This window comes from Candidatus Brevundimonas phytovorans (assembly GCA_029203145.1).
GTDB classification, from domain to species: Bacteria; Pseudomonadota; Alphaproteobacteria; order Caulobacterales; family Caulobacteraceae; genus Brevundimonas; species Brevundimonas phytovorans.
Genome location: CP119309.1, coordinates 1,593,898 through 1,615,251, shown reverse-complemented (window position 1 = coordinate 1,615,251; position 21,354 = coordinate 1,593,898). Strand labels below are relative to the sequence as shown.

The window sequence follows — 21,354 nt, the reverse complement described above, 5'->3', positions numbered from 1 at the left end:
CGACCGGGAAGCCCGGCCATACGGTCAAAGGGTCAGGCCGCTTGGGGCGGCGGCTCAGAGGGAGGTTCGGGTTGGTCGGTTTGGATGACGGTCAGGCGGGCGACGGTCGGGGCGATGGCGCGCAGGAGCGCCGTCGACAGGTCGGCCGTTTCACTGGCCAGGCGCGCCGCCTCGACCATCTCTTTGCGGACGCGGGCCACGGTGAACTCGTCCGCTCCCGATCGGCGCAGCCGGTGATAGTCCTCGACGTGCAGGACCACCGCCCGCACCGCCAGGATCAGGCTTTCGGTCATCGAGACTGGCCGTCCCGTCCCCTTGATGTTGCCCCCCGCCATGGTCAGGCGGCTTTCGGCTGCTGCGGTTGGTCGTTCGCGACCCGCAACTCAGAACAGACCGAGCCTGCGGCGACCTTGCCGTCGCTCCACTTCTCGATCCGGAGCGCCAGTCGAAGCGACGCCTCGCGCTTGCCGTTTTCGATTTCAGACAGCCAACCCTTGCTGGAAGGGCTGAGGCCAAGGGCCACGGCACACTGCTCAAGCGAGAGGCCGAGGGCTGCGCGATGATGAGCGAGTTTCATGCTGAAAGGTTCACATAGTTTGAACCTTTCGTCAATCTCAGAAGTTCACATGGTGGCGGGCGACTTCCTGTGGGGAAGTTCGCATCATGTGAACATGGAACAACCCGACGGCCCGGACTGGTATCTGCATGAGTGGTTCGCCACAGCGGGCCTCAAGCAGCATGACTTGGTCAAAAAGCTCGACTATCCGAAGAATACGGCTAGTCGGCTGTGGCATGGGCTCCAGCCCTTCCGCCGCGACCATATTCAAGCCATTTCAGAACTGCTGAACATCCGGCCGCATGAGCTGTTGATGCACCCAGACGACGCTATGCGGATCCGGCGTCTGGAGGCGGCTGTTCGCGAAGTGGCGAAGGAAGAAGCGGCGCCCACCGTCGCCAAGTCTGAGGCTGACAGCAAAAAGCGCACTGGGCGCGCAGCATAAACATTCACGGGTGAATGACGGATAACCTCGTGGGAGGGTCAAATGAACGTAGCGGCCACAACCGGCGGCAACGTTGCAATCATGGCGGCCATGATGCGCAAGCGAGCCATTGAGCATTTCCGGAAAGCCGGCGCGCTGAGCGCGGAGACAGCAGTGCCGTTGCCGCAAAAGCACTCGCGGTCGATGGTGGAGTGGCTGATCAAGCAAAAGGTGATCGTCCCGGCAGGCGAGGGGCTCTTCTACCTGGACCAGGAGGCGGATGCTCGATCTCTTCGAGCGCAAGGCCAAGCAGCCATCGCCGTCATTCTCGCGATGCTGGTGTTGCTGGCCTTTGTGGTGATCGGCCTGCTGCTGACGAACTAGCTAGGGAGGCGTGGGGGATGGAGCACGATGATCGAGATCCGCCGAAGCGCCCGCCCGATCGAGCTGACGTGTGGTTCCGCAGGATCGTCGGGCTGATCTTCGCTGCATTCGTGGTGATTGCCCTACAGCAGGCCTTCCAGGCGAGGCCCTCTGACCCAGCTGTGGTTGAGCAGGGCAGGGGAGGTGCTGGGTGACCTGCTCAACGGGCGGCGTTTTTGCTTTCGCGCTCTAGGGTGTCCGCCTCCTCACGATACCGCTGGGCGATCTGGCCGAAGCGATCGCGGTCAGCCTTGAAGGGTGAAAGCGTAGCCATGTTCTCGGCATTGCGCTGTAGCTGGCGAAGATCGACTAAGCGGGAGGAGCGGGTCATCATGAAGCGGAACTCGGAAACTGCACTCGGATAGCGGCTCTGGAGCAAGCCTGAGCCCCTTCCGACTACGGTCCGTTTGAGGGCTTGGATGACCTGCCAGTTCCCTGAGGTTGTTCAAAATTGTCGTGTAGTGCCCGAACGTCCTAAGTCACCAAGTCCGAAAGGGCGGGGATTTCGCCGCCAGGCTTGAGTGAAACTGACGGGATCGTTTTCCTGCTTGGCTTCCCGGCGTAATGATCGGGGACAATGATCCGTCTCGACGCCCGCTCCAGAACGCTCGCAGCCTGCCTATCCGCCGTCGCCGGATATGTTGATGTCGTCGGCTTCCTGATGACGGGCGGATTCTTCGTCTCGTTCATGAGCGGCAACTCGACACGGCTGGGGATCGGACTTGCCGGGGCAAGTGAAGCAGCGGTTGTCGCTGGCGGATTGATCCTGTCATTTGTCGCCGGGGTCGTGCTGGGAGCGAGCGTGGGGCGCGCAGCTCGGGGCTGGAAGGAACCGGCCATCCTCGGGCTCGTCGCGGTGCTGTTGATCCTGGCGGCCCTAACTCATTGGCTCGGCATAGGCCTGCTCGCCGCGCTGCTGCTCGCCTTGGCGATGGGCGCCCAGAACGCCGTGTTCGCACAGGACGGCGAAGTCAGCGTCGGCTTGACCTACATGACGGGCACGCTGGTCAAGCTGGGCAAACGGCTGACGGTCGCGCTCTGGGGCGGTGACCGATTTGGATGGTTTCCGTACCTGCTGCTTTGGGGCGGACTGCTAGCCGGGGCAGTGTTGGGGGCGATGGCCTATGCGCGCTTTGGTCCGAACGCCTTGGCTTTCGCTGGCGTTGCCATGCTGGTGCTGGCTGTCCTGTCGGTCAAATCACCCCCACAACCGCGATAGTTGCGGCCGGCTCAGGTTTCACCCCTGGCAGGGTCTTCACGTTCTTGAGCTTGAAGCTCCGCAAGCAACAACTCCGACTCCGCGTCGCACTCTGCCTTCGCTTGGTCGAGCCATCTGCTGATCGCAAACTGCCTTTGAACGATGTCCCTGAACTGGCCGGGAATATCGTCCTCGGCAGCTGCTTCATGCGCGAAAAGGGCCATCATGTCCGTGATCGCCTGCATGCGGCCCATGATCATGCCCAATCGTATGCTGGGGTCGTTCTGGAGGTCAGGGGCTTCTTCCATGTCGTCACCTAGCGCGTTGCGGGCTGATGGCGGTGAGCTTATCCTGAACTCATCCCTTTGGGGATCAGCGGCCTGGCTTGTAGGGCAATCCCCCCGGAGGCTCTCGCCGGGCTGCTTTGAAATTCACATGCGAAAACGGCGGCCCCGAGTGGAGCCGCCGCTTCTTGGATTTCGTGAGGGAAGGTCAGGTGACCTTCTTTGCCACTGTGAAACCGAGCACCAGGAAGACCGCGAAGATTATCAGCGCGAGGACCGCCAGGAACTTGGCTATACCCGCCGCCGCGCCAGCGATTCCGCCAAAGCCCAATAGGGCGGCGACGACGGCGATGATGGCGAAAATGATGGCCCACTTGATCATGATCGTTCTCCTTTAAGCGACACCAACGATCCCCCGGCTGAGCAGTTCCGGCTTTTACCACTTGGGGCGGGGTTCTCAGCACTGGGTTACATCAACGCCGTTGTCAGTTTTGAAGCGTGCGAATAGGCTCGCATTGCGTTTCTGGAAGAACGCACGCGGCCCGGCACCCCCTTGACCTCCGGGTCATGGCCGGCCGCACCTCATCCTCAATTGAAAACGGCGGCCCCGGATGGAGCCGCCGTCGCCAAATTTAGGTCTGTCGGCCTTATTCGCCGGTGGCGATCGGCTCCAGCAAGAAGCTCGGGACTTGGAACGTCAGGTTGGCGTTCGCCGGGTTGTCGCACTGCTTCTCGTTATAATAGGTCATGAGGTGGGTGCGGCGCTCGCTGACCAGCCGCTCGGCGTCGCGGGCGTTCAGGTAGTTGCCGGCGGCAGCAGGCCAGAAGAACAAGACGGCCGCAACGTTCGCCGCGTTCACGCCCTTGTCGCTGTCGGCGTCGCGCTTGACGGTGTCGAGCCGCGCAAACTCGTCCTTCAGCTGGGCGCAGGTCATGGCGCGGTCGCCCGGCTGCATGACGTTGACCTTTTCGGTCGTGGTGCATGCGGTCAGGGCCAGGCCAGCGCATAGTGTGGCGGCGATAGCGGTCTTCTTCATGGGAACCCCCCGGTTCGATAGATGGCGCAACCCTTTGTTGCACGCTGGCTAACTGATATCACACCGTTCGCTTATGTCGAGTGAAGGCTCAAGCGGACTCTTCTGCTTCCGGTGGGACGTCTCCCACGGTCGCCAAGGTTTCGATCCGGCTCCAGATGTCCCCGTCCTCGCGACACTCGATCTTGAAGAAGACCAGGCCATCGACGCGGCCCATCATGGCTTTGCCTCTGCGAAACGCAGCGTCTTCGCTGGGGAAGGTCAGCAGCTCGCCAGCGGCAAGCTCTCCGCGACGGCGCTTGAACTGCGCCACGTGATAGGTCTGGTCCTTCCTCATCCCGCCCCCAGAAGTTAACGCACACTGATCGTCGACCTACGAGGAGGAGTCGATAGGCGATGCGACAATCGCGGACGTTGGTTCAAATGGCGTGAACTATTTACTTGACGGTTGGTTCAAATGGTGTGAACCTTCTCCCCACACCAAGAGGGGAGGCGCCCATGGCCCACGACAGCTACATCGACATGCGCCCGCATCCGCTGGGCATCGGCTTCCATCCGAACTGGCAGGCTGTCCGTGACCGCCGCGCTGAGCGCGAGTGCAATCGGATCATGCGCGAAGCCTCCGAGGCCCAGAGCCAGGCGCGCCGTGAAGCCGCCGTTCAGGCCGCCGCCGGACGCGCCAGTCGGGTCTTCGTCTTCGCCGTCCAGGCGACCCCCATCATCGGCCTCGTCGGCTGCTTCTGGTGGGCGCTGGCCTGATGCGCGAGTTCTATTCCATCGTCAGCACCGGCACGCCGAAACGCGACATCGACCTGTTCGGCCGCACGACCGTCCGCATCGACGGCGCCCGCGAACCGGGCGGGGCAGGGGTCCCGGTCATCTACCTGTCGGCCTATGTCGACGATGCCGAGGTCTTCGCCCAGCGCCTGTGCGCGGCCCTCTCATGGCTGGACGACCGGCAGAACCTCGACAGCCCGGCCCCGCCGCCGGTCCAGCAGGTTGCGACAGTACCCGTTGAGGAAGAGGTCGGCCCCTACAGCCTGCCCGAATACGTCGAGGACGTGGACTGGTCCGAGCGCCTGTTCCTGCCCGAAGACCTGACCGCCACCGACTGGCGCGGCTGGGCCGAGGCCTTCGAGCGCCGCGTGGATCTCGCCATGTCCGACGGTCAACTCGCCATGCTGGAGGCCGAGAACGGCGCCGGGCTCAAGGCTTGCCCCTTCCGCTATCGCGGCGCCTTGGGCCGCAAGCTTCAGACCCGCTACGTCGAGACAGCCAGTCAGGTGGCGGCATGATTCGCGAGCATCCCCGCCGCCTGGTGGCCGATGAAGCCGTGCTGCTGCGCGCCGTCCGTCCCCTACAGCGTCTGAGCCGCTGCGCCTTCGCGGGCGTGCCGTTCCGCCTGCAGCCCGAGGTCATGGGCGGACACGACGACCGGCTGACCTTCCCTGAGGAACTGGTCCTGCGCCTGATCGCCAAGGGCTATCTGGTCGCTATCCAGCAGGCCGCACCATGGCCGGAGCGCAATGTTCCGGCGCGACCGTTCACCGTCATCCTGACCCAGGAGGGCGAGCGGACCCGCAACAGCCTCCTGAAGCAGAGCCGCGCCGTCGAGATCGACAGGGTGGCCGCATGAGCCGGTCAAACATTTCCAGATGGGATGACTGTACGGGGCCCAGGCAGTTGATCGAGGATCGCCTGTCCGATGCGCACAAGCCGATCGTACTCGTCCGAAATGGCCTGGACCCTTTTATACAGTTTCAGCGGATCGACGAACCCACGCGTGTCGAGCTGTCGATCGCCAGTCCTCGGATCATGACCTTCCGTTGCTGCAACCGTGCCGAAGTAGGCGTTTTTGAACTGTTCGGTTTGGCGATGAATGCGTGCCAAGCAGAGCGCCATCTCACCAGATGGATATCTATCTACAGGGAATGCTACGTACATTCTCGATACGTGTTCAAAGTTATCTGGCGTCACGTACGACCCCTCCTTCAATTCATTGAAGGCTGCAGCGCTGATGTCCGCCATCAGATAGCCGATGCTGCATACCAGCTCGACGGTGCGGACCACTTCGGCATTTGCAGCCAGCCGCGATTGCCGGCTTGCCGTCCAGGCGGCGAAGATCGCGGCGGCGACTGCCAGAACCGAGCCCACAGCCTGGAACCAGTCCGCAGCCGTCGATCCAGACCAATCAACGCCAGCTTCGAGCACTCTCGCGGCAGCGCCCGCGCAAAAAATAAAGCCGAGCGCCGCCCACATCGGCCAAAACCTACTGCTCAAACGCTGTTCCCCCGCGATTGGGTCTCAGCATGACCCGCTCGCTGTTCCAGATCAACGCCGAGCTGACGCGCCTCCGTGAGGAGAAGCGGGCCTTGAAGCGCAAGCACTACGCCCCCGGCCACGTCCGGTCCCGATCCTTCCGCCCCGAAGGCCCCGGCCAGCGCCAGCCGCGTGAGCGCGATAACCGCCACCTGGCCTTCATCCGCCGGCTGCCCTGCGCCGCCTGCGGGATCGCTGGACCCTGCGACGCCGCACACCTGAGGGCAGGGGACATCACCATCGGCAAGCGCCACACCGGCAAGGCCGAGAAGCCGTCCGACCGCTGGACGACGCCCCTCTGCCGGGACTGCCACACGAAGCAGCACTCCGGCGCCGAACTGGCCTTCTGGTCCGCCCTCAACATCGACCCCTTTGACCTGTGCCAGGCGCTCTTCGGCGTCTCGGGCGACACCACCGCTGGAGAAGCGATCATCAAAGCCGCCAACGACCACCGCCCCTCCGCAAACGCACAGGAGGCGTGAGGGGGATGGCTGTAACGATCCTTCTTGGAGATGTCCGTGATCGCCTGCGGGACATGGAGGCAGAGTCCGTCGATATTGTCGTGACCTCGCCGCCATACTGGGGGCTGCGCGACTACGACGTTTCGGGCCAGATGGGGCAGGAACCTACCCTGGCAGAGCACCTAGCCGTCATGGTGGAGGTGTTTGAAGAGGTCCGCCGGGTCCTGAAACCTCACGGCTCGCTCTGGTTGAACTACGGAGACTGCTACGCCACCGCTCCAAATGGCCGGTCTGCCGCCGACACGAAGGCTGAAGGCAAGGATGACCGCGCCTTCCGCGACAAGCCCATGTCGACCATCGGCGGCGGCATAAAACCCAAAGATTTGTGCATGCTGCCGAACCGTCTTGCCATCGCCCTGTGCGATGCGGGCTGGTGGGTCAGATCCGAGATCATCTGGGGAAAGACTAACCCCATGCCCGACTCCTCCGGCTCGCAGCGGCCCGCCACTGCGCACGAAAAGATCTTCTTGCTGACCAAATCCGCCGATGCCGACATTTGGAGGGCGCGCGACACTGGGGAACTGTCGTTTGCGCCGGACCTGACCGCGCAATGTCCGCTAATCACCGACCCGGCTAAATCCGCGCACCGTTGGATCAAGATCGGCAGCTATTACGACGCCGTAGCCTCGCTGCAGGGCCGGACCTCTGATGAAGATGCGGCGACCTACCGCGGGGGATCCTACGTCGGCGGCGAGCCTGGGCCGCGTGCTGTCACCGGCAACCGCCGGGTGAAGATGCCCGATGGGTGGGACACAGGCGAAGGCGGCCACGGATCGCACCATCGACAGGGCCGGGAAAAGGGCAAGAGCCGGACGGTCTCGCCACGTCACGAAGGCCACATCAACCACACCGGCATTGCAAATACGCCGCGTGGCGAGGGGCGCTACCTTCGGAACTATGAACCGGCACCGTTGACCGTTTTCGAGATGGCGATCCAACCGTTTAAGGGCGCGCACTTTGCGACGTTCCCCACTGAGCTGGTGGAGCGCTGCCTTCGCGCTGGCTGCCCGGCCGGCGGCAAAGTGCTGGATCCGTTCGGCGGCGCCGGCACCACGGCACTGGTGGCTGACCGCCTCGGGCTCGACTGCACCATCATCGAACTGAACCCCGAATACGCCGATATCGCTCGCCGCCGCATCGCTGGCGACCAGGGCATGTTCTCGGCCGTGGAGATCGCAGCATGAGGGTGCTCATCGGCTGCGAGTTCTCCGGCGTCGTTCGCCGGGCCTTCGCCGCGCGGGGGCACGATGCCTGGTCATGCGACCTGCTGCCCGCCGCGGACGGATCGAACCGTCACCTGGTCGGAGACGTGCGCGACTTCCTGAACGACGGATGGGACCTGCTCGCCGTCTTCCATCCGCCCTGTACGCGCCTTTGCAACTCGGGCGTCCGGTGGCTCAAGGAGCCGCCGACGAACCCTCCACGGGACTGCACGCCTGAGGAGTTGGCGGCGTGGCCCGGCATGACGCGGGACGAGAGACTGGCCGTGATGTGGCTGCACCTGGATCAGGGCGCGGCGCTGTTTTCCGACCTGTGGACCGCACCTGTCGAGCGGATCTGCGTTGAGAACCCGGTCATGAACCCTCATGCCCGTGAGCGCATCCGCGACTTCCGGCGTCCGGCTCAGACTGTCCAGCCTTGGTGGTTCGGTGAGAAGGCCTTCAAGGGAACCGGGCTCTATCTGCGCGGCCTACCCCCTCTGGTTGCGACCGACCGCCTGACGCCGCCGAAACCTGGAACCGACGAACACAAGGCGTGGTCGGCCATCCACCGCGCCCCGCCATCGGCTGATCGCTGGGCCTTCAGGTCCAAGACCTTCGACGGCATCGCCAACGCTATGGCTGACCAATGGGGAGACCTCGACGGCCTCACCCCTGATCAACGCGACCTTTTTGATGCGAGGACCGCATGACCGCCCCTGCCACGCCCCGAGTGTCCGTTCCGGTTTCCCTGCTGGAGCGAGCCGTGAACCTGTTGCCGTTGTCGGCACCGCGCAGGGAGATTTCCGCCATGCTCGCCGCCGCCCCTGTGCGCGAGGAAGGCGGGGCCGTGTCATCTGAGGTGCTGTTCCGCGCCCTGAGGAACTACAATCTCAGCAACATGTCGTGGGAGGATGACCCGCACGTCGGCTACCCATTGGTGGACCTTATGTCGAATGACGGAACCACCATTTCGACCGGCGAAGAGGAGATGCGCATTCTGGCTGACCACCTAGCCGCCGCCCTCGCCACCCGCGAGGAAGCCCCGGCAGATGCGTTGGCGTGTCAGAGTTGCGGCGGTGAAATCCAAGGCTGGACCTGCCAAGGGTGCGGGTTGTCGTTCACTGAGATTAATGGCCGCCTCCGCGCCCAGCCCCAAGCCCGCGAGGAAGCGCAGCCGGAGGCGGTCGAGGATGAACCGTGGCCTGACAGCCCGGTCGCCAACGCGATCCACGCCCTGTTCCAGCAAGACTTCTGCTTGGACAACGAGGAGGCGTCTACCGCTACGGGCGACGTTCTCAAGATCATCGACAATCACACCCCGCCCGCGCCAGAGGCTGAGAAGCTGCGGGCGGCGGTTGAGGCGTTGAAGCCGTTTGCGGCACTGGCCGACAAGTTCGGCTGCTGGTCCGTGGTCGAGGTATGCGCGCCGGACCCAGGCAACCCTTCACCCGTAATACAGCCCTTGCCACTGTCGGCTTTCGAGAAGGCGGCCCAAGCCCTCACCGCCCTGCAACAGAAGGGGCAGTGATGGACCTTCGCTTGTGCGACTGCGGCTCCAAGGCCCGCTACGTGACCTATCGTGTGTGCGAAGACGCCGTTGAAAGCTGGATCGAGTGCCGCCGAGGTTGTGTCCAGACTGATGAGATCGAGGATGCATACGGCGACTACGAAACCTCGGCCTACAACTGGAACCATCGAAAGCTGAAGGCTGACCAATCCCTATCCGCAGCACCTAGGGAGGCGGGGGAATGAGCAACTTCACAGTGAAGCAGCGCGCGATGATCTGCGAGAGCGACCCTGACGACGTGACGGGCGATGAGGGTTGTGGCGTCGAGCTTAAGAACGGCGCTGATTATGCCGTTGCGCGCAGCCTGGAGCGTCGCGGCTATGGTCACGTTCAGGGGCCGGGATGCCCGTTCTACGGCATGTATTGGAACAACTCGACGGGCTTGGTTGCACGTCAGGATATTCTGGCAGGTGACGCATGACCGCCCCGATGCCTGAGACCATTCGCGATGACGTTCAGCGCCGCGCCGAGAAATTGGCGCAGCGATGGGAGAACGCGAACCACGACATAGGGGTGCTGGAGCGACGTGTTGAGCGGATCGTGGCGATCCGAGACCAGATCGACGCCGAGATGAAGGAACTGGAGAAGGTCGCTGATCTGCTCGGCATGAAGCCGAAAAAGCCCAGCCTCTATTCCTGCCCCATCGACGAACTGACCGGGGAGACGTGGTGATGCCTGAGACCATGAGCCCGCGCGAGAAGGTGACGGCGCCTGCTATGAGCACAAATATGACCACGCACACGACCCTCCGCGCCGCCAATATCGCTCGCCAAGCCGAGTGGGATCAGGACAACCAGATCACCGCCGCCTATCGGGGCAACGAGCTGGCTGGCGAAGTCGGCGAGGCCTGCAATGTCATCAAGAAGCTGGAGCGCGAGCGGCTCGGCATCCTCGGCTCGCGCGCGACCGTCGACGAACTGGCGGACGAACTGGCCGACGTCCTGATCTGCGCAGACCTGATCGCCATGCACTACGGCATCGATCTGGAGGCTGCAGTGGCGCGGAAGTTCAACGCGACCAGCGAGAAGGTCGGCTTGGCAACACGGCTCGCGGCTGGCGATCGCGAAGGTAATGCGGCCGGCGAGGCCTATCAGGTCATCGGCACGCTGGCTGGCGCCGCGGGCCTGTTCGAACACCCCGAAGTGCAACGCGCTCTGGACCATTTCAGCGAGGGCGGCGCGGGTGAAATCTTGCCCTGGGGCGCGACGCTGCCGAAGGGCGATCCTACATGAGTGCGCTCGTCCTGATCTGCGCCACCCTCCTGATGTCCGACGGCGACAGCGGGCGGTGCGTGACCGCTGACGGCGAGCGCCATCGCGTTCGACTGGCCGGGATCGATGCCGGAGAAGTCGCGCCGTTCACCCGATGCCGCCAACGCCCCGATGTGTGGGCGTGTTCTCCAGCCGCACGGGCCACCGCCGAGCGCGCCAAGACCCGCGCCCGCCAACTCGCCGCCAACGGCGCCCGCTGCGGGATCACCGACACGGACCGCTATCGTCGAAACGTGGCGCGTTGCACGGTCAACGGCCGCGACCTGGGGGCCATCCTCGTTCGCGAGGGCCTGGCCATTTCCGAGACCAACTATGGCGATCCATACCGGCGCGAGGAGCGGCTGGCGCGGGAGCAGGGAAGGGGCATCTGGCAATGAGCGCTGCGAACGACAACAAGCTGGCCTATTCGCCGGCCGAAGCCGCCGAGGCTCTTGGGGTCGGCCGATCCACGATCTTCGACCTGATGAAAAACGGGCAGCTTCGGCGGGTGAAAATCGGGGCGAAGACGGTTATCCCCAGATCGTCTCTCGAGGCTTTGCTGGCCGAAACGCCCGACGCCGCTTAGGGCGTGACTTAGGGCGGAGCAGGAGATCGGCGCGCAAACTCCGTCATAGCGGAAAGGTAGCGCGCCCTCCGTCTCCGCCAGAAACCCCCGTCGTCGGGGGGCAGCCGAAAAATCGCAAACGTTCAAGCCCCGTTCCGGGTTCTGGGCCCATCAGGGATGATGGCGGCTGGCGTGACGTCGCGCCGGATGGTGATAGGCTGTCGCTATGAGAGACGTCCCGCACGCCCTTTCCAAATCCGGTCGCGTCTGGAAGGTAATGGCCGTCCTTGTCGCTGGGGCCACGGTTTCGGGCTGCTATTCCTGCTCGCTGAATGGCGGTTGGGAGGGACAGATGAACCCGTTCTGTGTCGAGAAGGATACTCTGATCGGGCCGTTGGCGTGGCCGGAGGGCGCCGCCTTGGGCGACGGCCTTCCACCTCGGGCGCTCTAGGCCGGGTAGGGCGGGGCGCCGCTTCTTTTGCTTTCCGTCGTTCATCGCGGTTCTGTCGGCGTGACGGGCGGCAATGCGGCTTCGTTCGCGAGCGGGCGGGCGAGATCCCTGGCCGAGACGCCGTTCTGGCGGAGGATGCGCCGTGCGATCTCCGGCGCGCCGATCAGCGGCAGGGGCTGGCCGAAGGTTCGGCGCCACAGGCGATTCAGGTGAGCGTCGTCGGAAGACAACTGGGGGGTCATGGCGCGGCCTCGCACATCGGGTTGCGGGCATCCTAGGGCCCCGCGACGGCGGCCATCGTAAAAGCCTGTAAAGTCGACGATCGCGGGTCTGTGTGTGGCGGTTTCGGTGAGTCTTTGAGGTAAATCTTCTCTTTCAGGCTCGATCGTGGGTGGTGAATGTCTCTCGCGTCGAGGAACGGCGTGACCTTGTGGTGAAAAATTCTCAGTGCGCCGCATTTTCCCTCTTGCCGAGTTAGCAAATGCAATAAAATGTTCGCAACTGCGAAACGCATGAGGGGATACAGGCATGACGCAGTTGAAAAATAGTCTACCGGGGCTTCTCGCCCTTCTTTGTCTGACCGGGGGATTGTTCGCGGTCGGTGCGGCGCTTGCGGCGCCGGACGCCGCGACCGTCGCCAACATCGCCAGTGCCGCTGTTACAGCGTCGGAGCCTGCTCCGGCGCTGTTTTTGCATCAGGTTCCGCTGGAGCTGGATGCGGCGGGCACGGCCTGGCTGGGGACCTCCACCGCCCTGGTCCTGCTGATGACCCTGCCGGGTCTGGCGCTCTTCTATGGCGGCATGGTGCGCCGCAAAAACGTCATCGCCACGATCACCCAGTCGGTCGCCGCCTTTGCGGTCGTGTCGCTGACCTGGTTCATCGCCGGCTACACCATCGCCTTCGGCACCAACGGAGATGCGGGGGTCAACCAGTATGTCGGCAGTCTGGACGCCTTGTTCCTGAACGGGGTGACGGTGGACACGGCGCATAGCCTGTTGCCGGGCATTCCAGAGTTCCTCTGGGTGTCCTTCCAACTGACCTTCGCCATCATCACCCCGGCGCTGATCACCGGGGCGTTTGCGGAGCGTCTGAAATACTCGGGGATGCTGCTGTTCACGGCCCTGTGGTCGCTGATCGTCTATGCCCCCATCGCCCACTGGGTCTGGGGCGGCGGCTTCCTGGGAGCGCAAGGGGTGCTGGACTTCGCCGGGGGCGCGGTGGTGCACGTCAACTCGGGCGTGGCGGGCCTGGTCTGCGCCCTGTTCCTTGGGCCGAGAAAGGGCTACGGCGTCGAGCCTATCACGGCGCACAATCCGGTTCTGACCATGATTGGCGCCTCGCTGCTGCTGGTCGGCTGGATCGGCTTCAACGCCGGTTCGGCGGGCGCCGCCAACGGCCTGATGGGCGCGGCCCTGATCAACACTCTGCTGGCGGCGGCCGCGGCCTCGCTGACCTGGAAGTTCGTCGAGGTCATCTACAAGAAGAAATGGTCGCTGATCGGGGTCCTGTCGGGCGTCGTCGCGGGTCTGGTCGCCATTACGCCGGCGGCGGGCTTCGTCGATCCCAAGGGCGCGGTCGTCATCGGCCTGATCGCCGGTCCGGCCTGCTACGTCTCGTCGGTCTGGCTGAAGAAGCTGCTGAAGTATGACGACAGCCTGGACGCTTTCGGCCTGCACGGCGCGGGCGGCCTGGTCGGCGCGCTGCTGACGGGCGTCTTCGCCTCCACCGCGATCAACAGCCTGTCGGAAGGGGCCAACATCGGGGCCCAGGCCCTGGGTCTGGTCTGGACCATCCTGTGGAGCGCGGTCGGCACGCTGATCATCCTGCTGATCTGCAAATACACCACGGGCCTTCGCGTCACCGACGCGCAGGAGGAAGACGGCCTGGACGCCCACCTGCACGGGGAAGTGCTGGACGGCGTCTGAGGAAGAGGGGCGGGACGCGGCGCCTCCCTGCCGCGTCCCGCCATCAACAAGCGAAACTTTCGAAAGAGGCCCCCTGGTCGCTGTTCATCAACGACTTTGCGGGCAGACGTGCGGCAACCACAGACATCAAGGGGATATGTCATGAAACGAGTTCTTATCGGCGCCAGTGCGCTGGTCCTGATCGCCGCCGGCTCGGCCCAGGCGCAAAGCCAGCCCGAGGTGGCGTTCAACATCGGCGTGGTCAGCGACTACGTCTTCCGCGGCGCCAGCCAGACCAATGAGGATCCGGCGATTCAGGGCGGGGTCGACGTGACCTTCGGCGGCGGCTTCTATGCCGGGACCTGGGCGTCCACGGTCGACTTTGGCGACGACACCGACGCGGAGGTGGATCTGTACGGCGGGTATCGCACCGAGGCGGCGGGCTATGCCCTGGACTTCGGCGTGCTGGGCTACCTCTACGTCAACGAGCCCGGCGCGGCGGACTACAACTTCGTGGAGTTCAAGGCGGCGGCGTCGCGGGCCGTCGGTCCGGCGACCCTGGGCGCGGCGGTCTATTATTCGCCCGACTTCTTCGGCGTGGATGATGAGGCGACCTATCTGGAAGCCAACGCCGCCTACGCCCTGGCCGACAAGTGGACCGTCTCGGGCGCGGTCGGCCATCAGTGGCTGGACGTCACCGACGACTACACCACCTGGAACCTGGGCCTGGCCTATGCCCTGACCGACAACCTGGCGGTGGACGTGCGCTATCATGACACGGACGTGGACGGGCCGCTGACCGACGACCGCTTCGTGGTGGGGCTGAAGGCCAGCTTCTAGGGACGGCGGGGCGGCGTCCGGGGCGCGACCGGTCGCCGCTTTCCCTAGCGTGATCTTGGCGCCGCCCTCGCAGCGGGCTACGCCTGCGCCTCAATCTTGCTCTTGGGAGAGACGCACTTGGACCTGAACGCCGTCACTGATCACATTCGTAGCGCCGTGGGCGACAACTCTGGCCTCGGCAAGACCGTCAAGCTGGACCTGGGCGATGTCGGCAAGATCTTCATCGACGGCGCCTCGACGCCGAACTCGGTGTCGAACGAAGACAAGCCCGCCGACGCCACCGTCTCGATGAAGTGGGACGACTTCGTCGCCCTGTCGGAAGGCAAGCTGGACCCGATGATGGCCTTCATGCAGGGCAAGCTGAAGATCGCCGGCGACATGATGATCGCCCAGAAGCTGGCGCCGCTGCTGAAGCGCTGATGCGTTTCTGAGCCACCAGAAAAAGAACGGCGCGGCTCCCTCGGGGCCGCGCCGTTTTGCTATCGGCGCTCGCAGAAGCGCGGTGAAGAGATTGAGGACACGACCATGGATTTCGCCCCCTCCGAACGCGGCCTGATGTGGCGCGAGCGTCTGTCGACCTTCATTGAGGCGCATGTCGTGCCGGCTGAGGCGGAATACCGCGCCCAGGTTCACGGCAATCCCAAGGTCCAGGCCCCCGTGATGGAGGCGCTGAAGGCCAAGGCGCGTGAGGCCGGGCTGTGGAACATGTTCCTGCCGGGCGAGCACGGCGCGGGTCTGACCAATCTGGAATATGCGCCGCTCGCTGAGTTGATGGGGCGGCGACTGTGGTCGGCCGAGGTGTTCAACTGCAACGCGCCTGACACGGGAAACATGGAAGTCCTGCATATGTACGGCGACGCCGCGCAGCAGGAACGCTGGCTGAAGCCGCTGATGGCGGGCGAGATTCGCTCGGCCTTCCTGATGACCGAGCCCGAGGTGGCCTCGTCGGACGCGACCAATATCCAGACCCGCATCGTCCGCGACGGCGACCATTATGTGATCAACGGCCGCAAGTGGTGGTCGACCAATATGGCGCACCCGAACGTCGCCATGACCATCGTCATGGGCAAGACCGACCCGAATGCGGCGCCGCATCAGCAGCAGAGCCAGATCATCGTCCCCGTGGACACGCCGGGCTTCCGCGTCGAGCGGATGCTGTCGGTGTTCGGCTATGACGAGGCGCCGATCGGTCACGCCGAGGTGGTGCTGGAGAATGTCCGTGTCCCGATCGAGAACCTGATTGCAGGCGAGGGGCGGGGCTTCGAGATCGCCCAGGGACGCCTGGGCCCGGGCCGCATCCACCATTGCATGCGCGTGATCGGCGCGGCCGAGGTCGCGCTGGAGCTGATGTGCCAGCGTCTGCTGACGCGCACCGCCTTCCGCAAGGCCATCGCCGAGCATTCGGTGTGGGAACAGCGCGTGGCCGAGGCGCGCACCAATATCGAGATGTGCCGCCTGCTGGTGCTGAAGGCCGCCTGGATGATGGACGAGGTCGGCGCCAAGAACGCCAAGTCCGAGATCGCCCAGATCAAGACGGCGGCGCCGAAGATGGCGCTGCAGGTCATCGACGACGCCATCCAGGCCTTTGGCGGGGCGGGTGTGTCCGGCGATACGCCTCTGGCCGAACTCTACGCCACGGTGCGGACCCTAAGGATCGCCGATGGCCCCGACGAGGTGCACAATCGCGCCATTGCTCGGCTGGAATACGCCAAGCACGGCGGCCGCCGCTGAAAAAAAAGGGGGCCGTGGCGGTCGCCATGGCCCCTGGTTCACCAGGTCAGGGTCTGATCGCTAATGACGCTTGTCTGGTCGGAAGACCTGATGGCGGTGGTGCGAGCCGATGCCGCCCTCCGTCACGTCGCTGATGAAGAAGTTGGGGCTGTGATGTTGGGGCGGCTCGGCGCCAAAGTGGCGGTTGAGCCAGCCTTTGAAACCGGTCTGTTTGGCTCTTGGCGCTTCGGGCGCGCCCGCGGCGGAGGCGTCCGTTTCGCTCGGAGTGCGGGGTTGGATATGCAGGGGGTTCATCATGTTCGACTCTCCCAAGTCTGCTGCTAGAACCGATCAAAAGAGGGGGTGTTCCTCCGGCCTAGCTGCCTTCGTCGATTACATTTTGGACAGCATCCGCAGGGGCTTCAATGTCCAGCAGGACGGCCAGTCGGTGGCGGGCGCGGTTGACCCGGCTCTTGATCGTCCCGACCGCGCAGCCGGAGATGTCGGCCGCTTCCTGATAGGACAGGCCCGCGGCCCCGACCATGACGATGGCTTCGCGATGCTCGGCCGGAAGGGCGTTCAGGGCGGCCTGTAGCGAGGTCAACTCGGCCGTCCATTCCTGGCTGGCCTCGGCGGTCAGACCGGCGGCGTAGCGGCCTTCCTCGTCCGCCACTTCGCGCCGGCGTTTGGCCGCGCCTGTGTACCAGCTATTGCGCAGGATGGTGAAAAGCCAGGCCCGCAGATTGCTGCCCGGCTCGAACCGCGCCCGGTGGGCCCAGGCCTTGGTCAGGGTCTCCTGCACCAGGTCGTCGGCGTCGGCGGCGTTGCGCGACAGGGTGAAGGCGAAGGCGCGCAGGGAGGGCAGGAAGCCGGTGATGGCGTGACGCCAGTCGGCCGGATCGACAATCCCGATGGGGCGAGAGGAGGCTGAATAGTTCGGGCCATTGTCCTGCGGCCCGTCAGGCACGCGAACATCGGGCATGCAACGGGAATCCTGAAAGCCGGGCGGCGCGGTCCGACAGTGGAGGGCGCGTGGCGGAAACGCGGGCTCTGCACGACCGTTCCGCGCGCCGGGCCTTGTGAGCGAGCGGAACCGTGCGCGTCAGGCGGCATTCAAAAGACGGATAGATCAGCCGTCAGCGAGAACCCAGCGAATGAGCCGACCCCTTCGGGCTTCCCCCGTCGTTGAGCAGGATGTGGCGGTCTATCGGCGGACAAGGGGCGTGTTGCGGCGCCTCGCGGCCGGGCTGTCGGCGGAGGACCTGGCGGCGCAGTCGATGACCGAGGCCAGTCCGGGAAAATGGCATCTGGCCCATATCAGCTGGTTCTTCGAGACCCTGATCCTGGCGCGGCGTCCCGGCTATGTCCCGGTCGATCCGCGGCTGAACCGGCTGTTCAACTCCTACTACGAGGCGCTGGGCGAGCGCGTGGACCGGGCCGAGCGCGGGCTGATGTCGCGGCCGTCGCTGGACGAGGTCATGACCTATCGCGACGAGATCGACCGTCGCATGGAGGCGCGCCTGGCCGAGGGTCTGGATGAGGGTCTGGAGCGGTATCTGTTCGACCTGGGGCTGCATCACGAACAGCAACATCAGGAGCTGTTTCTGATGGATATGCTGAACCTGATGGCGCGCTCGCCGCTGGACCCCGCCGCTTACGAAGCGGAGCCGCGTGTGGGTGCGGTTCAAGCTCGGCGGGGAGGCTGGGCGGCGTTCGAGGGGGGGCTGACGACGATTGGGGCGGGGCCCGAGAACTTCACCTTCGACAATGAGCGCCCGGCGCACCGGGTCTGGCTGGAGCCTTTCTCGCTGGCCGCCGATCTGGCGACCAACGGTGATTGGATCGCCTTTATCGACGACGGCGGCTATCGGCGGGCAGAGTTCTGGCTGTCGGACGGCTGGGCCCAGGTGAAGGCCGAAGGCTGGACCGCGCCCCTCTACTGGCGCGAGGAAACGGCGGGGTGGAGCACGATGACCCTGGCCGGGCGACAGCCTGTCGATCCCGCCGCCCCCGTGCGCCACGTCAGCTTCTACGAGGCCGACGCCTTTGCGCGGTGGTCGGGACGGCGGCTGCCGACAGAGGCGGAATGGGAGCAGGCGGCGCGGACGGAAGCGGGGGCCTTCTCGAACCTGACCGGCGAGGTCTGGCAGTGGACGGTCAGCGCCTACGCCCCCTATCCGGGGTTCCGGCCGACCGAGGGAACGGCCGCCGAGTACAACGGCAAGTTCATGGCCAATCAGATGGTCCTGCGCGGCGGAGCCTTCGCCACGCCGGAGGGGCATGCGCGACCCAGCTATCGCAACTTCTACTATCCGCATCAGCGCTGGATGTTCGCCGGGGTCCGGCTGGCGGCGGACGAGACGCAGATTGAGGAGACCGGCGTGAATGCGGCCTTTCGTCAGGACATGATCGACGGCCTGTCGCGCCGGGCGAAGGCCCTCCCGCCCAAGTGGTTCTATGACGCTGAGGGCTCTCGGCTGTTTGAGGAGATCACGCGTCTGCCGGAATATTATCCGACCCGGCAGGAGGCCGCCTTGTTGCGGCGGGTGGCGCCGGAATGGGCCAGGCGTTTCGGCCCGGACGCGGTTCTGGTCGAACTGGGATCAGGGGCCAGCGAGAAGACGCGTATCGTGCTGGACGCGGCGCGCGACCTGGCCGCCTATGTTCCCATCGACATCAGCCCGACCGCGCTGAACGAGGCGGCCGAGCGCATCCGCGGCGACTATCCGGGGCTGAAGGTCCTGCCGACGGTGGGGGACTTTGAACACCTGGCGCCGCCTCCCGCCGAGGCCGGCAAGGGGAGACGGGTCGGCTTCTTTCCGGGATCGACCATCGGCAACCTGACGCCCGAGGCGGCGGTCGCCCTATTGCGATCAGCGCGGGAGGTGCTGGGCGAGGGCAGCCTGTTCATCCTGGGAGTCGATCAGGTGAAGTCGCCGGACATCCTGGTCGCGGCCTATGATGACGCTCAAGGCGTGACCGCGGCGTTCAATCGCAATCTGCTGGTTCGGGCCAACCGCGAACTGGGCATGGATTTCGAGCCCGAGGCCTTCGACCACCTGGCGCTGTGGAACGCGGACCAGTCGAGGATGGAGATGCATCTGAAGGCGACACGGCCCATGACCGTGCGTCTGGGCAAGCTGGCCTTCCGCTTCGGCGCTGGCGAGACCATCCATACCGAAAGCTCGCGCAAGTTCGATCGGGCGTCGGTGGTGGCGCTGGCGAAGGCGGCGGGCTGGGAGATGGAGGCTTTTGAAGTCGGCTCGGATCCCGCCGTCGGGCTGGCCTTGCTGGTCGCCTGACCAGGGGGGGGCAGGCGACGCGGGAAAGGCGCGCAGCATAAAGGCGGCGCGCCCTTGGGCTGCGCCGCCTTGATGGGGGAGGTGAGGGCTTAACCCTTGGACGGGGTTTCGCTGTCGGTCTTGTTGCGCGAGCCGTGTGAGGCCTCGCCGCCCTTGCGGCCGGCCTGAGCGGCCAGGCTGCGATCCTGTGAGAAGCTTCGCTTTTCGCTAGGCACGCTGGCGCCGCCCTTGCGGGCGATTTCGCGTTGACGTTCGGGGTCCATCGAGGCGAAGCCTCGCTTGGAAACACCCGAGCCGCGGGTAGGCTGACCTTCGGCCATTTCGGCTGTTCCTTTCAAAGACGGTGGCGCTTGCCGGAAAGAACCCGGCGCCGCCGCCGTGGTTCCGAACAAGAACCATTTCCTTGTTCTGTGGACGGTCAGTCGTGGGGGCGGGAATCACCGGGGTCGCCGCCGCCCGGTTCGAGAGGCGGCAGCTCGTCCGGGCGCTCGCCGGGCTGAAGGTCGGGCTGGGGCGTGGCGGGCGGCTCGATTTCAGGCGCGCCCTGGGGCGTATCGGGTTCGATATAGGTCATGGATATCTCCTGTCGGACCGCTCCAACGCCTGGGGAGAGAAGGCGGTTCGATCAGGAACCCGCGGCGGATCGGCGGGTTGAAATGCGACCTCTCATCACAGGAGATTGCTTATGGCTGAGCCCTACACGTCCGCCGTTTCGCCGGAAGACATCATCAACGGCGTCTCGACGGAGAGCCTGAAACTGGAGCGGGAGGCGGACTCCATCCTCGCCCAGGGTGTCCCGCCGCGCCCGATCCGCCGGGCGGTCCGGGAGGACGCGGCAGAGGCGCGGGTCTGGGCCGATCGGCGCGTCAAAAGGGCGCGCGACGCCATTCGCGACCAGCCGACGCGGGCGACCCTCTACGCCCTGGGTATCGGCGTGATCGTCGGTCTGTTGGCCGCCCGATAGGTCAGGACGGACCGGAAGCCGGCCGGGCGATCGGCGCACGCGCCATCGCCTGATCCGACACATAGGGGTTCGAACGCCGCTCGGCCCCGAACGTGGAGTGGGGGCCGTGGCCCGGCACAAAGGTTACGTCATCGCCGAGGGGCCACAGCTTGGTCGTGATGGCGTTCAGTAGGGCTGCGTGGTCGCTGCGCGGGAAATCCGTCCGGCCGATCGAGCCCTGGAACAGGACGTCGCCGACCTGGGCGAAGCGGGCTTCGCGGTTGAAGAAGACGACATGGCCGGGCGTGTGGCCGGGGCAGTGGACGACCTCCCAGGTCGTCTCGCCGAGGGTCAGCACGTCGCCGTCGCCCAGAAAGCGCGTCGGGGTGAAGGTGCGGGCGTCGGGCAGGCCGTACTTCTGGGCCTGGGTGGGAATCAGGTCGATCCAGAACTGGTCCTCGGCGTGGGGGCCGATGATGGGGACGCCGGTCTTTTCCTGCATCTCGGCGGCGCCGCCCGCGTGGTCGAGGTGGCCGTGGGTGATCCAGATGGCGTCCAGCGTCAGGCCGCGCCGCGCGATCTCGCCCAGAATCGCATCCGCCGAACCGCCTGGATCAATCACAGCGGCCTTGTTCGTCCGGGTGCACCAGACGGTGGTGCAGTTCTGCTGCAAGGGCGTGACTGGCGTGATGAAGACGCCGATGGGGGAGGCGGGCTGGCTCATGGCCTCTCAGATAGCGGCAGCAGGGCGAGTAAGGAACCGGGCGCGTTGACCTTTCGGCCCCTTCTCGACATAAGAGCGGGCTTCGAGGCGCCGCTCCAAAAGGGCGGCCCTATTGCTTTATCCACCGCGCGCGCCG

35 protein-coding genes are annotated in these 21,354 nt (G+C 65.1%); 21 read left to right on the top strand and 14 right to left on the bottom strand.

All coding sequences use genetic code 11. The features are described 5' to 3' along the window. Positions 1 to 32 precede the first annotated feature (32 nt). Together P0Y52_07805 and P0Y52_07800 are read right to left on the bottom strand one after the other, a co-directional pair. Positions 33 to 293 carry a hypothetical protein gene (locus P0Y52_07805; GenBank protein ID WEK56462.1) on the bottom strand — a complete coding sequence of 87 codons (261 nt, stop codon included), beginning with the start codon at positions 291 to 293 and terminating at the stop codon, positions 33 to 35. A gap of 44 nt (positions 294 to 337) precedes the next feature. Continuing rightward, positions 338 to 577, bottom strand: a complete 240-nt coding sequence (locus tag P0Y52_07800) for a helix-turn-helix transcriptional regulator (protein WEK56461.1) — start codon at positions 575 to 577, stop codon at positions 338 to 340. On the opposite strand from P0Y52_07800, the gene P0Y52_07795 reads away from it, so the two are divergent. Further along, on the top strand, positions 576 to 1,001 hold the full coding sequence (locus tag P0Y52_07795; GenBank protein WEK56460.1) for a helix-turn-helix transcriptional regulator: 426 nt from the start codon (positions 576 to 578) through the stop codon (positions 999 to 1,001). The genes P0Y52_07800 and P0Y52_07795 overlap by 2 nt on opposite strands. A gap of 42 nt (positions 1,002 to 1,043) precedes the next feature. Next, positions 1,044 to 1,364: a hypothetical protein gene (locus P0Y52_07790; protein WEK56459.1), complete on the top strand. Its 321-nt coding sequence runs from the start codon at positions 1,044 to 1,046 to the stop codon at positions 1,362 to 1,364. Positions 1,365 to 1,563: 199 nt separating this feature from the next. Here the strand turns inward: P0Y52_07790 and P0Y52_07785 are convergent, their stop codons facing one another. Continuing rightward, positions 1,564 to 1,782 carry a hypothetical protein gene (locus P0Y52_07785; GenBank protein ID WEK56458.1) on the bottom strand — a complete coding sequence of 73 codons (219 nt, stop codon included), beginning with the start codon at positions 1,780 to 1,782 and terminating at the stop codon, positions 1,564 to 1,566. 198 nt (positions 1,783 to 1,980) lie between these two features. Here P0Y52_07785 and P0Y52_07780 point away from each other — a divergent pair, with 198 nt between their 5' ends. Next, complete coding sequence (locus P0Y52_07780) at positions 1,981 to 2,622, top strand: DUF1275 family protein (protein WEK56457.1); 642 nt, start codon at positions 1,981 to 1,983, stop codon at positions 2,620 to 2,622. Between the two features lie 11 nt (positions 2,623 to 2,633). Here P0Y52_07780 and P0Y52_07775 read toward each other — a convergent pair whose 3' ends face one another. The 4 genes from P0Y52_07775 to P0Y52_07760 form a co-directional block, all read right to left on the bottom strand. Then, positions 2,634 to 2,909 carry a hypothetical protein gene (locus P0Y52_07775; protein WEK56456.1) on the bottom strand — a complete coding sequence of 92 codons (276 nt, stop codon included), beginning with the start codon at positions 2,907 to 2,909 and terminating at the stop codon, positions 2,634 to 2,636. 184 nt (positions 2,910 to 3,093) lie between these two features. After that, the gene (locus P0Y52_07770; protein WEK56455.1) at positions 3,094 to 3,267 is read right to left on the bottom strand and encodes a DUF1328 domain-containing protein; all 174 of its coding nucleotides are present in this window, start codon (positions 3,265 to 3,267) and stop codon (positions 3,094 to 3,096) included. A gap of 265 nt (positions 3,268 to 3,532) precedes the next feature. Continuing rightward, positions 3,533 to 3,922 carry a hypothetical protein gene (locus P0Y52_07765; protein WEK56454.1) on the bottom strand — a complete coding sequence of 130 codons (390 nt, stop codon included), beginning with the start codon at positions 3,920 to 3,922 and terminating at the stop codon, positions 3,533 to 3,535. A gap of 88 nt (positions 3,923 to 4,010) precedes the next feature. Next, complete coding sequence (locus tag P0Y52_07760) at positions 4,011 to 4,232, bottom strand: hypothetical protein (GenBank protein ID WEK56453.1); 222 nt, start codon at positions 4,230 to 4,232, stop codon at positions 4,011 to 4,013. A 185-nt stretch (positions 4,233 to 4,417) separates the two neighbouring features. Here P0Y52_07760 and P0Y52_07755 point away from each other — a divergent pair, with 185 nt between their 5' ends. Genes P0Y52_07755 through P0Y52_07745 form a run of 3 tightly spaced genes read left to right on the top strand, consistent with a single transcriptional unit; the run spans position 4,418 to position 5,555 of the window. After that, complete coding sequence (locus P0Y52_07755) at positions 4,418 to 4,678, top strand: hypothetical protein (protein WEK56452.1); 261 nt, start codon at positions 4,418 to 4,420, stop codon at positions 4,676 to 4,678. Next, positions 4,678 to 5,214 carry a hypothetical protein gene (locus P0Y52_07750; GenBank protein WEK56451.1) on the top strand — a complete coding sequence of 179 codons (537 nt, stop codon included), beginning with the start codon at positions 4,678 to 4,680 and terminating at the stop codon, positions 5,212 to 5,214. The genes P0Y52_07755 and P0Y52_07750 overlap by 1 nt, the downstream gene beginning before the upstream one ends. Continuing rightward, a complete protein-coding gene (locus tag P0Y52_07745; protein ID WEK59418.1) occupies positions 5,211 to 5,555 on the top strand; it encodes a hypothetical protein in 345 nt (114 codons plus the stop codon). The genes P0Y52_07750 and P0Y52_07745 overlap by 4 nt, the downstream gene beginning before the upstream one ends. Positions 5,556 to 5,560: 5 nt before the next feature. On the opposite strand, the gene P0Y52_07740 is transcribed toward P0Y52_07745, so the two are convergent. Next, entirely contained in the window at positions 5,561 to 6,199 is a 639-nt protein-coding gene (locus tag P0Y52_07740; GenBank protein ID WEK59417.1) for a hypothetical protein, read from the bottom strand. A 29-nt stretch (positions 6,200 to 6,228) separates the two neighbouring features. On the opposite strand from P0Y52_07740, the gene P0Y52_07735 reads away from it, so the two are divergent. From P0Y52_07735 to P0Y52_07695, 9 genes are all read left to right on the top strand, one after another. Further along, positions 6,229 to 6,720, top strand: a complete 492-nt coding sequence (locus tag P0Y52_07735) for a hypothetical protein (protein ID WEK59416.1) — start codon at positions 6,229 to 6,231, stop codon at positions 6,718 to 6,720. Positions 6,721 to 6,725: 5 nt separating this feature from the next. Continuing rightward, positions 6,726 to 7,943 carry a site-specific DNA-methyltransferase gene (locus P0Y52_07730; GenBank protein WEK59415.1) on the top strand — a complete coding sequence of 406 codons (1,218 nt, stop codon included), beginning with the start codon at positions 6,726 to 6,728 and terminating at the stop codon, positions 7,941 to 7,943. Beyond that, positions 7,940 to 8,671 carry a hypothetical protein gene (locus P0Y52_07725; protein WEK59414.1) on the top strand — a complete coding sequence of 244 codons (732 nt, stop codon included), beginning with the start codon at positions 7,940 to 7,942 and terminating at the stop codon, positions 8,669 to 8,671. Before P0Y52_07730 ends, P0Y52_07725 begins: the two co-directional genes overlap by 4 nt. Before the next feature lie 53 nt (positions 8,672 to 8,724). Then, positions 8,725 to 9,489 (top strand): hypothetical protein, encoded by a 765-nt coding sequence (locus P0Y52_07720; GenBank protein WEK59413.1) that lies wholly within the window; start codon positions 8,725 to 8,727, stop codon positions 9,487 to 9,489. A gap of 220 nt (positions 9,490 to 9,709) precedes the next feature. Further along, positions 9,710 to 9,949, top strand: coding sequence for a hypothetical protein (locus P0Y52_07715; protein WEK59412.1), 240 nt, complete (start codon positions 9,710 to 9,712; stop codon positions 9,947 to 9,949). Between the two features lie 8 nt (positions 9,950 to 9,957). After that, on the top strand, positions 9,958 to 10,200 hold the full coding sequence (locus P0Y52_07710; protein WEK59411.1) for a hypothetical protein: 243 nt from the start codon (positions 9,958 to 9,960) through the stop codon (positions 10,198 to 10,200). Positions 10,201 to 10,256: 56 nt separating this feature from the next. Then, on the top strand, positions 10,257 to 10,760 hold the full coding sequence (locus P0Y52_07705; protein ID WEK59410.1) for a MazG-like family protein: 504 nt from the start codon (positions 10,257 to 10,259) through the stop codon (positions 10,758 to 10,760). After that, positions 10,757 to 11,176: a thermonuclease family protein gene (locus P0Y52_07700; protein WEK59409.1), complete on the top strand. Its 420-nt coding sequence runs from the start codon at positions 10,757 to 10,759 to the stop codon at positions 11,174 to 11,176. Before P0Y52_07705 ends, P0Y52_07700 begins: the two co-directional genes overlap by 4 nt. Continuing rightward, on the top strand, positions 11,173 to 11,364 hold the full coding sequence (locus P0Y52_07695; protein ID WEK59408.1) for a helix-turn-helix domain-containing protein: 192 nt from the start codon (positions 11,173 to 11,175) through the stop codon (positions 11,362 to 11,364). Before P0Y52_07700 ends, P0Y52_07695 begins: the two co-directional genes overlap by 4 nt. 471 nt (positions 11,365 to 11,835) lie before the next feature. On the opposite strand, the gene P0Y52_07690 is transcribed toward P0Y52_07695, so the two are convergent. Further along, positions 11,836 to 12,036 carry a hypothetical protein gene (locus P0Y52_07690; protein WEK59407.1) on the bottom strand — a complete coding sequence of 67 codons (201 nt, stop codon included), beginning with the start codon at positions 12,034 to 12,036 and terminating at the stop codon, positions 11,836 to 11,838. Positions 12,037 to 12,322: 286 nt separating this feature from the next. On the opposite strand from P0Y52_07690, the gene P0Y52_07685 reads away from it, so the two are divergent. From P0Y52_07685 to P0Y52_07670, 4 genes are all read left to right on the top strand, one after another. Beyond that, the gene (locus tag P0Y52_07685) at positions 12,323 to 13,720 is read left to right on the top strand and encodes an ammonium transporter (protein WEK59406.1); all 1,398 of its coding nucleotides are present in this window, start codon (positions 12,323 to 12,325) and stop codon (positions 13,718 to 13,720) included. Positions 13,721 to 13,861: 141 nt separating this feature from the next. After that, a complete protein-coding gene (locus P0Y52_07680) occupies positions 13,862 to 14,539 on the top strand; it encodes a TorF family putative porin (protein WEK59405.1) in 678 nt (225 codons plus the stop codon). Positions 14,540 to 14,656: 117 nt separating this feature from the next. Next, on the top strand, positions 14,657 to 14,959 hold the full coding sequence (locus P0Y52_07675; protein WEK59404.1) for an SCP2 sterol-binding domain-containing protein: 303 nt from the start codon (positions 14,657 to 14,659) through the stop codon (positions 14,957 to 14,959). A gap of 105 nt (positions 14,960 to 15,064) precedes the next feature. Then, positions 15,065 to 16,270 (top strand): acyl-CoA dehydrogenase family protein, encoded by a 1,206-nt coding sequence (locus P0Y52_07670; GenBank protein WEK59403.1) that lies wholly within the window; start codon positions 15,065 to 15,067, stop codon positions 16,268 to 16,270. A gap of 60 nt (positions 16,271 to 16,330) precedes the next feature. On the opposite strand, the gene P0Y52_07665 is transcribed toward P0Y52_07670, so the two are convergent. Together P0Y52_07665 and P0Y52_07660 are read right to left on the bottom strand one after the other, a co-directional pair. Further along, the gene (locus P0Y52_07665) at positions 16,331 to 16,567 is read right to left on the bottom strand and encodes a hypothetical protein (GenBank protein WEK59402.1); all 237 of its coding nucleotides are present in this window, start codon (positions 16,565 to 16,567) and stop codon (positions 16,331 to 16,333) included. A 58-nt stretch (positions 16,568 to 16,625) separates the two neighbouring features. After that, the gene (locus P0Y52_07660; protein ID WEK59401.1) at positions 16,626 to 17,231 is read right to left on the bottom strand and encodes a sigma-70 family RNA polymerase sigma factor; all 606 of its coding nucleotides are present in this window, start codon (positions 17,229 to 17,231) and stop codon (positions 16,626 to 16,628) included. Between the two features lie 172 nt (positions 17,232 to 17,403). On the opposite strand from P0Y52_07660, the gene egtB reads away from it, so the two are divergent. After that, on the top strand, positions 17,404 to 19,551 hold the full coding sequence (gene egtB, locus P0Y52_07655; GenBank protein ID WEK59400.1) for an ergothioneine biosynthesis protein EgtB: 2,148 nt from the start codon (positions 17,404 to 17,406) through the stop codon (positions 19,549 to 19,551). Positions 19,552 to 19,640: 89 nt separating this feature from the next. On the opposite strand, the gene P0Y52_07650 is transcribed toward egtB, so the two are convergent. Both P0Y52_07650 and P0Y52_07645 read right to left on the bottom strand, forming a co-directional pair. Further along, positions 19,641 to 19,871 carry a general stress protein gene (locus tag P0Y52_07650; protein ID WEK59461.1) on the bottom strand — a complete coding sequence of 77 codons (231 nt, stop codon included), beginning with the start codon at positions 19,869 to 19,871 and terminating at the stop codon, positions 19,641 to 19,643. 98 nt (positions 19,872 to 19,969) lie between these two features. Beyond that, positions 19,970 to 20,125, bottom strand: coding sequence for a hypothetical protein (locus P0Y52_07645; GenBank protein ID WEK59399.1), 156 nt, complete (start codon positions 20,123 to 20,125; stop codon positions 19,970 to 19,972). Between the two features lie 111 nt (positions 20,126 to 20,236). On the opposite strand from P0Y52_07645, the gene P0Y52_07640 reads away from it, so the two are divergent. Further along, the gene (locus P0Y52_07640) at positions 20,237 to 20,515 is read left to right on the top strand and encodes a hypothetical protein (protein ID WEK59398.1); all 279 of its coding nucleotides are present in this window, start codon (positions 20,237 to 20,239) and stop codon (positions 20,513 to 20,515) included. Between the two features lies 1 nt (position 20,516). On the opposite strand, the gene P0Y52_07635 is transcribed toward P0Y52_07640, so the two are convergent. Further along, positions 20,517 to 21,218: an MBL fold metallo-hydrolase gene (locus tag P0Y52_07635; GenBank protein ID WEK59397.1), complete on the bottom strand. Its 702-nt coding sequence runs from the start codon at positions 21,216 to 21,218 to the stop codon at positions 20,517 to 20,519. Positions 21,219 to 21,354 lie beyond the last annotated feature (136 nt).

Coding starts and splice junctions, on each gene's coding strand:
- P0Y52_07665 (WEK59402.1), bottom strand. CDS start 16,567: ATGATGAACCCCCTGCATATCCAACCCCGCACTCCGAGCGAAACGGAC.
- P0Y52_07735 (WEK59416.1), top strand. CDS start 6,229: ATGACCCGCTCGCTGTTCCAGATCAACGCCGAGCTGACGCGCCTCCGT.
- P0Y52_07685 (WEK59406.1), top strand. CDS start 12,323: ATGACGCAGTTGAAAAATAGTCTACCGGGGCTTCTCGCCCTTCTTTGT.
- P0Y52_07645 (WEK59399.1), bottom strand. CDS start 20,125: ATGACCTATATCGAACCCGATACGCCCCAGGGCGCGCCTGAAATCGAG.
- P0Y52_07745 (WEK59418.1), top strand. CDS start 5,211: ATGATTCGCGAGCATCCCCGCCGCCTGGTGGCCGATGAAGCCGTGCTG.
- P0Y52_07800 (WEK56461.1), bottom strand. CDS start 577: ATGAAACTCGCTCATCATCGCGCAGCCCTCGGCCTCTCGCTTGAGCAG.
- P0Y52_07650 (WEK59461.1), bottom strand. CDS start 19,871: ATGGCCGAAGGTCAGCCTACCCGCGGCTCGGGTGTTTCCAAGCGAGGC.
- P0Y52_07715 (WEK59412.1), top strand. CDS start 9,710: ATGAGCAACTTCACAGTGAAGCAGCGCGCGATGATCTGCGAGAGCGAC.
- P0Y52_07640 (WEK59398.1), top strand. CDS start 20,237: ATGGCTGAGCCCTACACGTCCGCCGTTTCGCCGGAAGACATCATCAAC.
- P0Y52_07750 (WEK56451.1), top strand. CDS start 4,678: ATGCGCGAGTTCTATTCCATCGTCAGCACCGGCACGCCGAAACGCGAC.
- P0Y52_07700 (WEK59409.1), top strand. CDS start 10,757: ATGAGTGCGCTCGTCCTGATCTGCGCCACCCTCCTGATGTCCGACGGC.
- P0Y52_07680 (WEK59405.1), top strand. CDS start 13,862: ATGAAACGAGTTCTTATCGGCGCCAGTGCGCTGGTCCTGATCGCCGCC.
- P0Y52_07690 (WEK59407.1), bottom strand. CDS start 12,036: ATGACCCCCCAGTTGTCTTCCGACGACGCTCACCTGAATCGCCTGTGG.
- P0Y52_07710 (WEK59411.1), top strand. CDS start 9,958: ATGCCTGAGACCATTCGCGATGACGTTCAGCGCCGCGCCGAGAAATTG.
- P0Y52_07780 (WEK56457.1), top strand. CDS start 1,981: ATGATCCGTCTCGACGCCCGCTCCAGAACGCTCGCAGCCTGCCTATCC.
- P0Y52_07755 (WEK56452.1), top strand. CDS start 4,418: ATGGCCCACGACAGCTACATCGACATGCGCCCGCATCCGCTGGGCATC.
- P0Y52_07795 (WEK56460.1), top strand. CDS start 576: ATGCTGAAAGGTTCACATAGTTTGAACCTTTCGTCAATCTCAGAAGTT.
- P0Y52_07660 (WEK59401.1), bottom strand. CDS start 17,231: ATGCCCGATGTTCGCGTGCCTGACGGGCCGCAGGACAATGGCCCGAAC.
- P0Y52_07730 (WEK59415.1), top strand. CDS start 6,726: ATGGCTGTAACGATCCTTCTTGGAGATGTCCGTGATCGCCTGCGGGAC.
- P0Y52_07725 (WEK59414.1), top strand. CDS start 7,940: ATGAGGGTGCTCATCGGCTGCGAGTTCTCCGGCGTCGTTCGCCGGGCC.
- P0Y52_07765 (WEK56454.1), bottom strand. CDS start 3,922: ATGAAGAAGACCGCTATCGCCGCCACACTATGCGCTGGCCTGGCCCTG.
- egtB (WEK59400.1), top strand. CDS start 17,404: ATGAGCCGACCCCTTCGGGCTTCCCCCGTCGTTGAGCAGGATGTGGCG.
- P0Y52_07705 (WEK59410.1), top strand. CDS start 10,257: ATGACCACGCACACGACCCTCCGCGCCGCCAATATCGCTCGCCAAGCC.
- P0Y52_07790 (WEK56459.1), top strand. CDS start 1,044: ATGAACGTAGCGGCCACAACCGGCGGCAACGTTGCAATCATGGCGGCC.
- P0Y52_07805 (WEK56462.1), bottom strand. CDS start 293: ATGACCGAAAGCCTGATCCTGGCGGTGCGGGCGGTGGTCCTGCACGTC.
- P0Y52_07770 (WEK56455.1), bottom strand. CDS start 3,267: ATGATCAAGTGGGCCATCATTTTCGCCATCATCGCCGTCGTCGCCGCC.
- P0Y52_07695 (WEK59408.1), top strand. CDS start 11,173: ATGAGCGCTGCGAACGACAACAAGCTGGCCTATTCGCCGGCCGAAGCC.
- P0Y52_07775 (WEK56456.1), bottom strand. CDS start 2,909: ATGGAAGAAGCCCCTGACCTCCAGAACGACCCCAGCATACGATTGGGC.
- P0Y52_07635 (WEK59397.1), bottom strand. CDS start 21,218: ATGAGCCAGCCCGCCTCCCCCATCGGCGTCTTCATCACGCCAGTCACG.
- P0Y52_07670 (WEK59403.1), top strand. CDS start 15,065: ATGGATTTCGCCCCCTCCGAACGCGGCCTGATGTGGCGCGAGCGTCTG.